This window comes from Caldanaerobacter subterraneus (genome assembly GCF_004345675.1).
Taxonomy (GTDB): Bacteria; Bacillota; Thermoanaerobacteria; order Thermoanaerobacterales; family Thermoanaerobacteraceae; genus Thermoanaerobacter; species Thermoanaerobacter subterraneus.
In genome coordinates, this window is the sequence record NZ_SLWU01000006.1 from 101,895 (window position 1) to 115,272 (window position 13,378).

A 13,378-nucleotide genomic window follows, 5' to 3' on the forward strand; every position below is an offset into this window, starting at 1 on the left:
AAGTGCATGCGGACTATATCGCAAAATTTCCGAAAGCTAATAAGGTTTCTGAAGGGTAGATACTTAGGAAAATACCCACTCTAACTCTTGACAAAGAACCTTGTAAGATATATGATGTACTATATATGCTGTATATGTCACAAGCAAATTTCCCGTATCTTCTATCGGACAATAAATTTTCAAGTATTGTAAAAATGTATAGTACTAATTAATTTATTTTTTCATGGGCTGAAAGGAGGGATTGTCGGGGGATTATACGGGAAAAGTTAATAATAAACTCTTTAAAACTATTTGGGAGGGGATTAAATGTTAAGGAAAAGTTTAGCCCTTATTCTCACACTGTTGCTGGTAGCAGGGATCTTCACCGGATGTAGCCAGCAATCTACAAATCAGACTGAGAGCAAACAGCAACAAGAGCAGCTCAAAGAAAAAGAATTAGTTTTTGCGATTGGGGCAGAAGTTCCGAACCTTGACCCACAGAAAGCGACCGACACTTATGCTATTATGATTGGAAATGCTGTTTTTGAAGGGCTTGTAAGAGTATACGACGGTAAAGTTTATCCCGGAATGGCTGAAAAATGGGAAGTATCTGAAGATAAGAAGACCTATACTTTCCACTTGAGGGACGCAAAGTGGAGCGATGGTTCGCCTGTAACAGCTTATGATTTTGAATATGCGATAAAAAGGCTCCTTGACCCCAAAACTGCATCGGAATATGCTTTTCAGGGCTACTATATTGTAAACGGCGAAGAATACAATACCGGCAAAATAACTGACCCAAACCAGGTTGGCGTAAAAGCTATCGACGAGAAGACACTGGAAATCAAACTCAACGTACCGGTTAAGTATTTTGAAAGCCTCTTGAGCTTCATATCCTTCATGCCTGTTAAGAAAGAGTTTGTAGAAAAAATGGGTGAAAAGTTTGCAGCAGATGCCGACAAACTTCTTTACAACGGCCCGTTTATCTTGAAAGAGTGGAAACACGAACAGGAACTCATTTTGGAAAAAAACCCCAATTACTGGAACAAAGATGCCATAAAGCTTGATAGGGTAAGAATACCTATTGTACAAGAAGTCAATACAGCATGGCAAATGTATGAAAATGGAGAACTTGATTTTGTAGGAATTCCACCAGAATTTGTTGAACAGGTAAAGAACGAAGGCAAAGCTCTCTTCTACTATGATGGTGCAGAATTCTACCTCCAGTTCAACGTAAAAAAGGACGGCAAACCGTGGCTTGCCAACGAAAACTTCAGGAAAGCTGTCGGCTTTGCGCTCGATAGGGAAGACTATATAAAAGCTGTGCTGGGAGGCGTCTCCGATCCTGCAACAAGATATGTACTACCACTCCTTTCCGGTGTAGAAAAGAAATTCGCAGAGGAATATCCGTATGAATTCTATCCTAAAAAGGCCGACCCTGCAAAAGCGAAGGAATACCTTGACAAAGCTTTAAAAGAACTCAACCTCAGTGATCCATCAAAGATCAAATTTGAATTACTAACCGATGATAGCTCCAGGGCTAAGATGAGCGCAGAAATTATTCAGGATATGCTCAGAAAGAACCTGGGTATTGAAATGACCATAAAACAGGTTCCTTTCAAGCAAAGGCTTGAACTTATGAACAAGAGTGACTACGATGTCGTATTTGCTGGCTGGGGCCCAGATTATGACGACCCGATGACCTATTTAGACCTCTGGGTCACTGGCGGCGGGCACAACAATACTGGCTGGAGCAACAAAGAATACGATGAACTCATAAAATTTGCAAAAACAACTGGAGACTTCAAAAAGCGCGCTGATGCCATGTTTGAAGCAGAAAAACTGCTCCTTGAAAAAGGGCCAATTGTACCTGTCTACTTCAGGCAAAGGGCTTGGACAAAAAAAGATTATGTAACAGGCCTTGTCAGGAATTTCATCGGCCCGGATCCAGACTTTATCTATGCTGATGTCGAAGGGAAAAACTAATTTCTCATTCATAATGGAGGTATGTGCGAAAGCACATACCTCCATCTATGATGATTTGAAAACAATAAAGTTTTATTGGAAAACCGTAAAAGGGAGGTAAGTAAATGGCCCGCTATATACTGAATAGATTGGTGATTTCTTTAATCACTGCATGGGTCCTTGTAACTATAGTATTTTTCCTCGTAAGACTCCTTCCAGGAGATCCATTCCTGAGTGAAAAAGTTACTCCAGAAATTAAGCAGAACATGATAAAATACTATGGATTTGACAAACCTCTTCACATCCAATATATAAGGTACATTTCAAACCTTTTAAAAGGCGACTTAGGATATTCTCTGAGATATAAGAACAGAACGGTGAATGAAGTCATAAAGCAAGCATTTCCCTATTCTGCAGACCTGGGAATTCGCGCTGTCATTTTCGCCACAATTGTTGGCATTACTTTAGGAATTATTGCAGCTTTAAATCGCAATAAACCCTTGGATTATCTCAGTATGTTTATTGCTATCGTGGGCATTTCTGTTCCTGGTTTTGTGATAGGACCTCTTCTGCAATATATTTTCGCTATTAAATTGAAACTCTTACCTGTTGCTCAATGGAAGGGTTTTGCGTACACAATAATGCCAACTTTTGCCTTAAGTCTGGGTTCCATTGCACTAATAGCAAGGCTTATGAGGGCAAGTATGCTCGATGTGGTCAATCAGGACTATATTAAGACTGCAAAGTCCAAAGGCCTTTCACCGACCCAAATAGTATGGAAACATCAAATAAGAAATGCTATTTTGCCGGTAATTACAGTCCTTGGACCTGTAACAGCTACACTTCTCACCGGTACATTTGTGATAGAGCAAATTTTTGCAATCCCTGGACTTGGAAAATTCTACATTTTAGGCATTCAAAACTTGGACTATTCGATGGTGCTTGGGATGACAGTGTTTTACGGTCTATTCTTAATTGCAGCGAACTTCATAGTTGACATTATCTACGGTATTATAGACCCGAGAATCAGGATTGGAGGGAAATAGGAGGTAAAAAGATGATGCAAAACAGTATAGGAGAACTTTCTCAGGAACTTTTTACTCATGTAGGCAAAAGTATAAGTGAAATGGAGGCTATAGCAAGGCCAAGCATTACCTACTGGCAGGATGCATGGAGAAGGTTAAAGCAAAATAAAGCAGCAATGTTGGGATTAATAATAATTATACTTTATACTTTTATGGCAATAGTTGGACCTTATATGACTCCATACGACTATAGAACTACAAACCCTTCTGAGATTAACCAGCCGCCCTCAGCAAGGCACTGGTTTGGAACAGATTCCTTAGGAAGAGATTTGTGGGCGCGCACATGGATGGGCGCAAGGGTATCCTTAATGATTGGTGTTGTGGCAGCGCTTTTAAACGCGATAATAGGTGTTCTAGTAGGGGGAATTGCGGGCTATTTTGGTGGTAAAGTTGATATGATCATAATGAGGTTTGTTGATATTATGTATGCTATTCCATATATGATAATTGTGATACTGATGATGGTCGTTCTGGGACAAGGCATTATGCCGTTGATTCTGGCACTGGTTGTTGGTGGATGGCTTGGTATGGCAAGGCTTGTCCGCGGACAGATTCTCCAGTTAAAAGAGCAGGAATTTGTACTGGCGGCAAAAGTTCTGGGAGCAAGTCATGCAAGGATAATTTGGAGACACTTGATTCCAAACACGATGGGCGTAATTTTGGTAAATCTTACCATGTCTGTTCCGGGTGCTATATTTAGTGAGGCTTTCTTAAGCTTTATAGGCCTTGGTGTGGTTCCTCCGCACTCGAGCTGGGGTCAGTTGGCAGCTTACGGTGCGCAAGTTTTTAGAGTATATCCCTACCAGCTTTTCATACCAGCATTTTTTATAAGTACAACAATGCTTTCCCTTAACCTACTCGGCGATGGATTAAGGGATGCACTCGATCCAAGACTTCGCACTTAAGGAGGTAAAAAAATGGAAAAACTTTTGGAAGTTAAGGATCTTGAAGTTTCCTTTAAAACCTATGCGGGGGAAATCAAAGCGGTAAGAGGTGTTAGTTTTGATATAAACAAAGGTGAAATTGTAGCTATAGTGGGCGAATCCGGTTGCGGTAAAAGCGTAACTGCACAGTCCATAATGCGGCTGATTCCCATGCCCCCAGGAATTATAAAAAAAGGTTCGATTATATTTGAGGGCAGGGATATAACCAAACTGTCCGAGAGAGAAATGGAACACATCCGGGGTTCCGAGATGAGTATGGTGTTTCAGGACCCCATGACATCCCTGAACCCCACCATGAAGGTAGGTGCCCAAATCGCCGAAAGCCTCATAAAACACCAGAAAATGCACTCCAAAGAAGCCTGGAAAAAAGCCATAGAAATGCTGAAGATGGTGGGCATACCCAATGCGGAAAAACGTGCCAACCAGTACCCTCATGAATTCAGCGGCGGAATGAGGCAGAGAGCAATGATAGCCATAGCACTGGCCTGCAACCCCAAACTACTTATAGCCGATGAGCCGACGACGGCTTTAGACGTAACTATACAGGCACAGATCCTGGACCTGATGAGAGATTTACAGAAAAAGCTAAACACAGCTATTATAATAATCACTCATAACTTGGGCGTTGTGGCAAATCTGGCCGAACGTGTGCTGGTCATGTACGCTGGTAAAATAATCGAGCGCGGCAACCTCGACGATATATTCTACAACCCACGTCATCCTTACACCTGGGGATTACTGATGTCGGTACCTACTCCTGACCTAGATAAAAGCAAGAAGCTGGCTTCTATAGAGGGCACGCCGCCAGACCTCTTTGCTCCTCCGGTAGGATGTCCCTTTGCTCCCAGGTGCGAATATGCTATGAAGATATGCTACGAAAAGTATCCTGAAGAATTTACGGTGAGCGACGGCCACAGTGTGGCTTGCTGGCTGATGCATCCCCTGGCTCCAAAAGTGAAACCACCTGTAGGAAAAGGAGTGACTTTGTCATGATGGTTGAAGGAATGCCTCTTGTTGAAATAAAGAATCTAAAAAAATACTTTAATGTGGGCAGGGGTGCAGTCTTAAAAGCCGTCGACAACGTGAATCTTCAGATAAGAGAAGGCGAAACCGTAGGTCTCGTTGGTGAATCTGGATGCGGAAAGACCACTCTGGGAAGAACCATAGTAAGACTTTATGAACCCACTGCAGGAGAAGTACTTTTTGAAGGCAAAAACGTGCACAAGCTAGCCGGCCAACAGTTGAAGGAATTCAATCGAAAGGCTCAGATGATATTCCAGGACCCCTATGCTTCGCTGAATCCAAGGATGACAGTGAGAGACATAATAGGAGAGGGTATTGATATCCACGGCTTATATAAAAACAAAGAGCGCACCGAGAGAATATACGAACTTTTAAGCCTCGTCGGCCTTAATAAGGAGCACGCTAACCGGTTTCCCCACGAGTTCTCAGGCGGGCAAAGACAGAGAATAGGTATCGCGCGAGCTCTTGCGGTAGAACCCAAGTTTATCGTCTGCGACGAGCCCATTTCCGCCCTGGACGTTTCTATCCAAGCACAGGTTATAAACCTGCTCATGGAACTTCAGCAGAAACTGAAGCTAACTTATCTTTTCATAGCTCACGACCTGAGCATGGTAAAGTACGTGTCCGATCGGATAGCAGTCATGTACCTGGGGGTCATAGTTGAGCTGGCAACTTCTGAAGATTTGCACAAGAAGCCTCTACATCCTTATACCCAGGCACTACTTTCAGCTATACCGATTCCTGATCCGGAAACAGAAAGGAAAAAGAAAAGGATTCTTCTGGAAGGAGACGTACCAAGTCCCATCAACCCGCCAAAAGGTTGCAGGTTTGTAACAAGGTGCAGGTATGCCAAACCTATATGCACCGAACAGCAACCGGAACTCAAAGAAGTGGAAAAGAACCACTTTGTAGCATGTCACCTCTATTAGATAAAATACCGGCCGAACAGCAGTATTTTAAGGCTGACGGTCGGCTTTTTTATTTGTCCTCCAATAATATATGTAAAGTTCAATAACAAACAAGGGGATGGTTTTCTTGTCTATGTTTTCAAAATTTTATTTATCCTGGTTTTATTTACACCAGTAATAGATGCAATTTCTCCAATTGAAAGCCCTGCTTTTGCTTTAGATTTTTTATTAACTTATTCCATCCTTCCCCTTTCTTTTCCCTCTTATCTTTAATTCCCCACTCTTTTACATTTCTTTAAATAGCTTTTCTGCTTCGTCTTTATCCTTTTTCTCTACCTCTTTCTCTACGTCCATAAAAGTCTTTCTTTCTTCTTCATTCATGTACCTTAGAAATTTGCATAAGACCTCCAGTCTAAGTACAGTGCGAAAACACGTACTTTGACCTACGGCACCTATAATAGTCTTAGCTCGACTATAATACGTCCTTTTTAGCTTTACGCTTTATTCGAACGTACATTGTGCTTTGTGATTCTGAAGGAATAAAACTCTTTAATTTTTCTATGAAGCAGATTTCTTTCCTACCTTTTAACATATTTCTCAGATAGATGCAGTAGAACAAGACCATGTGTTGCATATCTCTTTTTTGACGGATGATAGAGAAGAAAACAAAGTGTACTATGTTTCTTACGACTTACAAAAAAATCAATGGTTACAACCTGTATAAATAGGTAGGTTATTCCAGGCAAGTAATTTCAAAGAGAAATTACCTTCAAGCTTTGCAGCTTTTACTTTTTTGTGGGTAATAGATAGCCTGATTACAAATGTCTTTTATTCTCCTTTTATGATAAAATAACTATGTCTTAACAGGTATATAATAAGCGCAGTTTATGTTTTCTACTTTTTTTAATTTATTTTCACTGTTATTTGCTTGATTTATGAAACTTTTATCTTTACTGACCTGTGATAGGTATGATAGAGTACATTTTCCGTCTTTTTGGTATATGCAATTTAGAGTGCAGTTTATGTTGGTCAAGGTTTTTCCCTCCCTCTATAACTTATTTTTTGCAGAGCATAAATAAAATAATCTGTTCTTGTAAAATAGTAATAAAGGTTTTAAAATATAGATGTAGATAAATAGAAGGGAAAGGGTTGAAGAAATGAACAGGATAGATGGAAGGGAATTTAATGAATTACGACCAATAAAGATTACCAGAAATTTTAATAAATTTGCTGAAGGGTCTGTATTAATTGAAATGGGTGAGACAAAAGTAATATGCACTGCTTCTATTGAGGACAAAGTTCCGCCTTTCCAAAAAGGTACTGGAAAGGGGTGGATTACAAGCGAATACGGCATGTTGCCTAGGGCAACAGAAGTAAGAAATCCCAGAGAGGTTACAAAAGGAAGGCCTTCTGGAAGGACAATGGAGATACAGCGCCTAATTGGGCGATCCCTCCGAGCTGTTGTAGATTTAGAAGCTTTGGGAGAGAGGACAATTTGGATTGACTGCGATGTAATACAAGCAGACGGAGGAACCCGAACAGCTTCTATAACTGGGTCTTTTATAGCTTTAGCTGATGCTCTCAATAAATTGGTAGAAAAAGGGGAATTACAGAAGATACCTTTGAAAAGTTTTGTTGCAGCAGTAAGCGTGGGCATTGTAGAAGGAAATAAACTTTTAGACCTTTCTTTCCAGGAAGATGCCAATGCTCTTGTGGACATGAATGTGGTTATGACAGACAAAGGAGAGATTGTAGAGATACAGGGCACAGGAGAAGGAGGACCTTTTTCAAGGCAAAATTTTGAGGAGCTTTTGGATTTAGCTGCTCATGGCATTGAACAGATTATCAAGATACAGAAAGAAGTGCTCTCAGACATTGCTGACAAAATAGGGGTGGAGAATGTTGAGGTTGATAGTGGCAACTCACAATCCCAACAAGGCTAAAGAGATAAAAGACTTTTTTAAAGGTTACCCTGTGGAAGTAGTCTCAATGAAAGAATTGGGAATAGAAGAAGATATTGAAGAATATGGCAATACAATCGAAGAAAACGCCCTTATAAAAGCGAGATTTTTAAGGGACAAAGTAAAAGAAGGAATTGTCATTGCAGACGACACAGGGCTTTTTGTGGAATATTTAGGAGGACAGCCAGGTGTGTATTCTGCTAGATTTGCAGGAGAAAATGCAACTTATGAGGAGAATAACAGGAAATTATTGAAATTGCTTGAAGGTGTGCCTTATGAGAAAAGAAAGGCTTATTTTAAAACGGTTATTGCTGTAATAGAGGGTGAAAAAGAAGTCCTCTTAGAAGGGGTTTTAGAGGGCCATATTTTGGATCATTTGCAGGGGGAAAACGGGTTTGGATATGACCCCGTCTTTTTTGTGGATGAGATAGGGAAAACCCTTGCGGAGCTTTCATTAGAGGAAAAGAATAAAATAAGTCATAGAGGAAAGGCGCTTTTAAAGCTTAGAGAATACATCTTAAAAAGGCTGGAGGAAAATTAAAATGGTTGTAGCAGTGATAAGCGATACACACGGCATATTCACACTGGTGAGGAATAAATTAAAGGAATTTAAAGGCTTAGATTATATATTTCACTTGGGAGACCATGCTGGGGATGGAATTCAGCTTGCAAAAGAGTTTAATATCCCTCTTGAGTACGTGAAAGGTAACTGTGATTTTCCTACAAAAGATGAAATAGAAAAAATTGTGGAAATAGAAGGCAAAAAAATATTGTTGACACATGGGCACAGATACTATGTGAAATACGAATATGACACAATACTTGAAAGAGGAAAGGAACTCGGAGTAGACGCTGTATTTTTTGGGCACACTCACGTCCCCATGATTTCAAGGCATGAAGATATTTTGCTTCTAAATCCAGGAAGTCCTTCTCTGCCAAGAGAGGGCTCAAAAAAGACTATAGCACTAGTTACAATCGATAAAACAGGCATTTTCCCGAGACTTTTAAATCTTGAAGAGGTTTCAGTTTTAAAAAAGGCGTAAAAAATCTAAGAGCTCCTTCTTTTAGAAGAGGGGCCTCGCTTGGAGATACTTTATATTATGGCGAATAAACTTGATGTAAGAGGATGTATTAAGGAGTGTTGAAATATGCCTTTACCGAAAAAAGAAGAAATTCATACTTATGAAGATTACTTAAACTGGCCAGATGATCGAAGAATAGAAATAATCAATGGACAGATTTATTTAATGGCTCCTCCTTCGACAATTCATCAAAGAATATTAAGAGAGATATTTACAAGCTTTGCCGTGTATCTTAGAGGTAAGCAATGTGAAGTATTTACTGCACCATTTGGAGTGAGGTTTCCTTCTGGAGATGAAAAAAGTGATAGGGAAATAAAGAATGTGGTAGAACCTGATATAGTAGTAGTGTGTGATAAATCAAAAATAGATGATGAAGGATGCAAAGGAGCTCCTGATTTGATTGTTGAAATTACTTCTCCATCGACTGGAAGAAGAGATAAAGTAGAAAAGTTTAATTTATATGAAAAACATGGAGTAAAGGAATATTGGATAGTAGAACCTGAACTAAAAATAGTTAGTGTATTTACATTGCAGGAAAACAATAGATATGGTAGACCGGAAATTTATACCGAAGAAGACAAAATTAAAGTTTCCATTTTTGAAGATTTAGTAATAGATTTAAAAGATGTTTTTGCCTACTAAAGGATAGCATTGGGAAAATCAGTGTTCTTCAAAAAATAAAAAGTGCAGCACTTTGTCATAGGCTGCACTTTTTATTTTTCACATTTATTGGATGTTTGCAAAATGTTTGCAAATCTAAATTAGAAGGCAAATAAAAATGGTGCGCCATCAGGGATTCGAACCCCGGACCCGCTGATTAAGAGTCAGCTGCTCTGCCAACTGAGCTAATGGCGCACGGAAGTGTTAAAGTGTATTCACTTGGAGCGGGCAACGAGACTCGAACTCGCGACCCTCACCTTGGCAAGGTGATGCTCTGCCAACTGAGCTATGCCCGCTCGTTTGGTGCGGGAGACGGGACTTGAACCCATAAGCCCTTTCGGGCACTAGAACCTGAATCTAGCGCGTCTGCCAATTCCGCCACTCCCGCACATTATAAACCGTACATTTTTCAATTTTAGAATCAGATGGTGACCCATCCGCGACTCGAACGCGGGACACCCTGCTTAAAAGGCAGGTGCTCTACCTCCTGAGCTAATGGGTCACTCTGGCTGGGATGGCAGGATTCGAACCTGCGCATGCCAGAGTCAAAGTCTGGTGCCTTACCGCTTGGCTACATCCCAGCATGGGGTGGATAGTGGGACTTGAACCCACGACCTCCAGAGCCACAATCTGGCGTTCTTGCCACCTGAACTATATCCACCACAGAAAAAATGGTGCGCCTGGAGAGATTCGAACTCCCGACACACGGCTTAGAAGGCCGTTGCTCTATCCAGCTGAGCTACAGGCGCATCTTGGAGCGGGTGATGGGAATCGAACCCACGCAACCAGCTTGGAAGGCTGGGGCTCTACCATTGAGCTACACCCGCACTATTTATAATTTCTTCTGACAGTTTTAGATTATATCAGATGGTTTTATCTTTGTCAACACTTATGCTTCAAAATTTTTGGTGGACAGGTATGAGGAATATTTTGGTCTTGACAATAAAAAGCTATGTTTATATAATGTAAGAAGGTAAGTTTGATAAGATGCGGGCATGGCGGAATTGGCAGACGCGCCAGACTTAGGATCTGGTGGGGTTTCCCGTGGGGGTTCAAGTCCCTTTGCCCGCACCATTAGAAAAATTTTAATTTAGCATATGAGAAAATACAGAAGAATAAAATAAAAACTCTGCCCCAACGCAGAGTTTTTATTTTTAATGTAACTCACTCTTTTGAAAATCTGAAATAATTTTCTAGCAGGCTAATGACGATGAGCCCCAAAATACCTCCTATTATAGCAGTTATAAGCTGAGGGGTTGTGAAAGCCTGGACGATTTTTAGAGGCACTTTTACATTGAATAACTGTATTATATACTTTACTGATATTGCAAGCCATATAAATTTGACTAAAGCGCCTAATATCATGCCCAGTATCTTATTTTTCTGCATTGAAAAAAGCATCACGTATAAAGAATTGCCAATCATTATAAAAGGTATCATCAGAGGAAAACCCATTATTCCAACTAAAAATGCGATTACAGGAGTAAGACAGCCTATTGTAATTCCTGACCACATTCCAACAGTTCCAGCAGCGATTAATAACATGGCATTTACCACTGACCCTGTTACAAGCTGAGGCATTTTCATAAATTGAAAAACTATTGTAATGGCAAGTAAAATGGCTGTCCTTGTTATAAACTTTGTATTCATAGGAAACATCTCCTTTTTGTTGTGCTCAGTTATATTTTAGTACTCTTCTAGAGGAATGTCAAATATTTATCAAACTGTGCGTCAATACACTCTGCTGCCTGGCCGCAAGTTATAAAAAATTTGCCTTAGATTTAAAAATTTAGTATTATAGGTACTAGACTTAATGAAATTTCATCCTTATAATTTATATATGGAGCCTACTCATCTCAACAAGTGATACTTTGCAATTAAAACAGGGGAGGGAGTAGTGATGGAAGTTTTGAGAGTATCAACTAATTCCAATCCTAAGTCTGTAGCAGGTGCGTTGGCGGCTATTGTGAGGGAAAAGTCTGCTGCGGAGATTCAGGCTATAGGAGCAGGTGCGGTCAATCAGGCAGTAAAAGCTATTGCAATTGCTAGAGGATTTGTGGCTCCTAATGGTATTGATTTGGTAATGGTTCCTGCATTTGTAGAAGTAGAGATAGATGGAGAAAAGAGAACTGCTATGAAGTTTATTGTAAAAGCCAGATAAAACAATTTGTCCACTGGACAAAATTAAACAGAGGGAGTATAATATGATTTAGAATTGACATTTTTGCGGGCATTCCTTTTGCCCGCACCAAAATATTTTAGCAGGAAAATAATGCACGTTGCATTATTTTTTTTGTACTTATTTTGCTTCACAAATTTTTTATGTTATAATATTATAAGTTCAGAAGAGTCCATACGAAAGAAAGGAATGGGAGGATTTACTTGATGAGTGCGAATCTTAAGAAAATAGAAAAGAGCGTGGCTACTCTTGAACTTACAATACCAAAAGAAAAATTTGAAGAAGGCTTAGATTATGCTTTTAAGAAAAATGCTTCAAAATTCAATGTTCCAGGTTTCAGAAAAGGGAAAGCTCCAAGATTTTTAGTTGAGAGATATTATGGAGAAGGCGTACTTTATGAAGATGCCATAGAGTATGTGTTCGACGAAGCGTACCAGGAAGCTTTAAAAACGTTTAATTTAGAGCCTGTAGATTATCCAGACATCAACATCTTGCAAATAGGCAAAGGAAAAGATTTGGTTTTGGAAGCAACTGTTGCAGTTATGCCCGAAGTTGAGCTTGGAGAATACAAGGGCATAGAAATTGAAAAAATAGAATATGATGTGTATGATGGAGATGTAGAGTACGAATTAGAGAAGTTAAGGCAGCAAAATGCAAGAATTATCCCAGTTGAGGGAAGACCCGCAGAGCAGGGGGATATTGCTGTAATTGACTTTGAAGGATATATAGACGATAAGCCTTTTGAAGGAGGAAAGGGAGAGAATTACGAACTTGAATTAGGAAGCAATACTTTTGTGCCTGGCTTTGAAGATCAAATAATAGGCCACAATGTGGGTGAGACCTTTGACGTGACTGTCACTTTCCCTGAGGATTACAGAGTGGAAGAATTAAAAGGAAAGACTGCCGTATTCAAAGTTACGCTGAAGGCATTAAATAAAAAAGAATTGCCAGAACTGGACGATGAGTTTGCAAAAGATGTAAGTGAATTTGAGACTTTGGAGGAATTAAAGCAGGATATAAGGAAGAAATTAGAAGAAAAAAATAAAAGAGAAGCAGAAAATGAAATGAAAGAAAAGGCAGTAATGAAAGTAGTAGAAAATGCAAAAGTGGATATTCCAGATGTGATGGTAGAAAGGCAGATAGACCTTTCTTTGAGGGATTTGGACTATAATTTGAGATTACAAGGTTTAGATTTAAACACCTATCTATCTATAACCGGCAAGACCATACGGGACTTAAGAAAGGAAATGTGGGAAGGCGCTTTAAATAGGGTAAAAACCCAGCTTGTGATAGATAAAATAGCGAAAGTTGAAAACATTGAAGCTACAGAAGAAGAGCTGGAGAACAAATTAAAAGAGTTGGCAGAGAGTTACAGAGTAAATCTGGAAGAATTCAAGAAAAGTTTAACAGAAAGCCAGATAAACGGCATAAAAGAGGATATAGCGTATTATAAGACGATTGACTTTATTTTCAACCAGTGTAAAATAGTAAGTAAAAAGACAAACGGTAAAATGTCAAGGGGGTAATTAAAAAATTTTTGAGGCATTTAAAGGGCAAAAAGACAAAAAAATACCCTTCTTCCAACATGCCAA

12 protein-coding genes and 9 tRNA genes are annotated in these 13,378 nt (G+C 39.7%); 12 read left to right on the forward strand and 9 right to left on the reverse strand.

Annotated elements, in window-relative coordinates:
- Positions 1-306: 306 nt before the first annotated feature.
- The 9 genes from EV203_RS04145 (at position 307) to EV203_RS04190 (ending at position 9,589) form a co-directional block, all read left to right on the forward strand.
- Entirely contained in the window at positions 307-1,965 is a 1,659-nt protein-coding gene (locus EV203_RS04145) for a peptide ABC transporter substrate-binding protein (protein WP_132039278.1), read from the forward strand.
- A 104-nt stretch (positions 1,966-2,069) separates the two neighbouring features.
- A complete protein-coding gene (locus EV203_RS04150) occupies positions 2,070-2,990 on the forward strand; it encodes an ABC transporter permease (protein ID WP_132039280.1) in 921 nt (306 codons plus the stop codon).
- 11 nt (positions 2,991-3,001) lie between these two features.
- Positions 3,002-3,934, forward strand: a complete 933-nt coding sequence (locus EV203_RS04155; RefSeq protein ID WP_132039282.1) for an ABC transporter permease — start codon at positions 3,002-3,004, stop codon at positions 3,932-3,934.
- Positions 3,935-3,946: 12 nt separating this feature from the next.
- Positions 3,947-4,966, forward strand: coding sequence for an ABC transporter ATP-binding protein (locus EV203_RS04160; RefSeq protein WP_132039284.1), 1,020 nt, complete (start codon positions 3,947-3,949; stop codon positions 4,964-4,966).
- Positions 4,963-5,925 (forward strand): ABC transporter ATP-binding protein, encoded by a 963-nt coding sequence (locus tag EV203_RS04165; protein ID WP_132039286.1) that lies wholly within the window; start codon positions 4,963-4,965, stop codon positions 5,923-5,925. Before EV203_RS04160 ends, EV203_RS04165 begins: the two co-directional genes overlap by 4 nt.
- Before the next feature lie 1,136 nt (positions 5,926-7,061).
- On the forward strand, positions 7,062-7,847 hold the full coding sequence (gene rph, locus EV203_RS04175; RefSeq protein ID WP_011025033.1) for a ribonuclease PH: 786 nt from the start codon (positions 7,062-7,064) through the stop codon (positions 7,845-7,847).
- Entirely contained in the window at positions 7,807-8,406 is a 600-nt protein-coding gene (locus EV203_RS04180; RefSeq protein ID WP_132039290.1) for an XTP/dITP diphosphatase, read from the forward strand. Before rph ends, EV203_RS04180 begins: the two co-directional genes overlap by 41 nt.
- Position 8,407: 1 nt before the next feature.
- Positions 8,408-8,908: a metallophosphoesterase gene (locus EV203_RS04185; protein ID WP_132039292.1), complete on the forward strand. Its 501-nt coding sequence runs from the start codon at positions 8,408-8,410 to the stop codon at positions 8,906-8,908.
- A gap of 105 nt (positions 8,909-9,013) precedes the next feature.
- A complete protein-coding gene (locus EV203_RS04190) occupies positions 9,014-9,589 on the forward strand; it encodes a Uma2 family endonuclease (protein ID WP_009611230.1) in 576 nt (191 codons plus the stop codon).
- 137 nt (positions 9,590-9,726) lie between these two features.
- On the opposite strand, the gene EV203_RS04195 is transcribed toward EV203_RS04190, so the two are convergent.
- From EV203_RS04195 to EV203_RS04230, 8 genes are all read right to left on the reverse strand, one after another.
- A tRNA-Lys gene (locus tag EV203_RS04195) sits at positions 9,727-9,802 on the reverse strand.
- A gap of 25 nt (positions 9,803-9,827) precedes the next feature.
- Positions 9,828-9,903, reverse strand: a tRNA-Gly gene (locus EV203_RS04200).
- A 5-nt stretch (positions 9,904-9,908) separates the two neighbouring features.
- Positions 9,909-9,995, reverse strand: a tRNA-Leu gene (locus EV203_RS04205).
- A gap of 38 nt (positions 9,996-10,033) precedes the next feature.
- Positions 10,034-10,109, reverse strand: a tRNA-Lys gene (locus EV203_RS04210).
- Positions 10,110-10,113: 4 nt separating this feature from the next.
- Positions 10,114-10,188, reverse strand: a tRNA-Gln gene (locus EV203_RS04215).
- Positions 10,189-10,191: 3 nt separating this feature from the next.
- Positions 10,192-10,268, reverse strand: a tRNA-His gene (locus tag EV203_RS04220).
- An 11-nt stretch (positions 10,269-10,279) separates the two neighbouring features.
- A tRNA-Arg gene (locus EV203_RS04225) sits at positions 10,280-10,356 on the reverse strand.
- Positions 10,357-10,360: 4 nt separating this feature from the next.
- Positions 10,361-10,434: transfer RNA gene (locus EV203_RS04230), tRNA-Gly, on the reverse strand.
- 162 nt (positions 10,435-10,596) lie between these two features.
- Here EV203_RS04230 and EV203_RS04235 point away from each other — a divergent pair.
- Positions 10,597-10,681 (forward strand) — tRNA-Leu (locus tag EV203_RS04235).
- 90 nt (positions 10,682-10,771) lie between these two features.
- Here EV203_RS04235 and EV203_RS04240 read toward each other — a convergent pair.
- Positions 10,772-11,257, reverse strand: coding sequence for an ECF transporter S component (locus tag EV203_RS04240; protein ID WP_132039294.1), 486 nt, complete (start codon positions 11,255-11,257; stop codon positions 10,772-10,774).
- Between the two features lie 250 nt (positions 11,258-11,507).
- On the opposite strand from EV203_RS04240, the gene EV203_RS04245 reads away from it, so the two are divergent.
- The gene (locus EV203_RS04245) at positions 11,508-11,768 is read left to right on the forward strand and encodes a stage V sporulation protein S (RefSeq protein WP_031313958.1); all 261 of its coding nucleotides are present in this window, start codon (positions 11,508-11,510) and stop codon (positions 11,766-11,768) included.
- Positions 11,769-11,992: 224 nt separating this feature from the next.
- Positions 11,993-13,312 (forward strand): trigger factor, encoded by a 1,320-nt coding sequence (tig, locus tag EV203_RS04250; protein ID WP_132039296.1) that lies wholly within the window; start codon positions 11,993-11,995, stop codon positions 13,310-13,312.
- Positions 13,313-13,378 lie beyond the last annotated feature (66 nt).

Coding starts and splice junctions, on each gene's coding strand:
- EV203_RS04160 (WP_132039284.1), top strand. CDS start 3,947: ATGGAAAAACTTTTGGAAGTTAAGGATCTTGAAGTTTCCTTTAAAACC.
- EV203_RS04185 (WP_132039292.1), top strand. CDS start 8,408: ATGGTTGTAGCAGTGATAAGCGATACACACGGCATATTCACACTGGTG.
- EV203_RS04165 (WP_132039286.1), top strand. CDS start 4,963: ATGATGGTTGAAGGAATGCCTCTTGTTGAAATAAAGAATCTAAAAAAA.
- EV203_RS04145 (WP_132039278.1), top strand. CDS start 307: ATGTTAAGGAAAAGTTTAGCCCTTATTCTCACACTGTTGCTGGTAGCA.
- tig (WP_132039296.1), top strand. CDS start 11,993: ATGAGTGCGAATCTTAAGAAAATAGAAAAGAGCGTGGCTACTCTTGAA.
- EV203_RS04245 (WP_031313958.1), top strand. CDS start 11,508: ATGGAAGTTTTGAGAGTATCAACTAATTCCAATCCTAAGTCTGTAGCA.
- EV203_RS04150 (WP_132039280.1), top strand. CDS start 2,070: ATGGCCCGCTATATACTGAATAGATTGGTGATTTCTTTAATCACTGCA.
- EV203_RS04155 (WP_132039282.1), top strand. CDS start 3,002: ATGATGCAAAACAGTATAGGAGAACTTTCTCAGGAACTTTTTACTCAT.
- EV203_RS04240 (WP_132039294.1), bottom strand. CDS start 11,257: ATGAATACAAAGTTTATAACAAGGACAGCCATTTTACTTGCCATTACA.
- rph (WP_011025033.1), top strand. CDS start 7,062: ATGAACAGGATAGATGGAAGGGAATTTAATGAATTACGACCAATAAAG.
- EV203_RS04190 (WP_009611230.1), top strand. CDS start 9,014: ATGCCTTTACCGAAAAAAGAAGAAATTCATACTTATGAAGATTACTTA.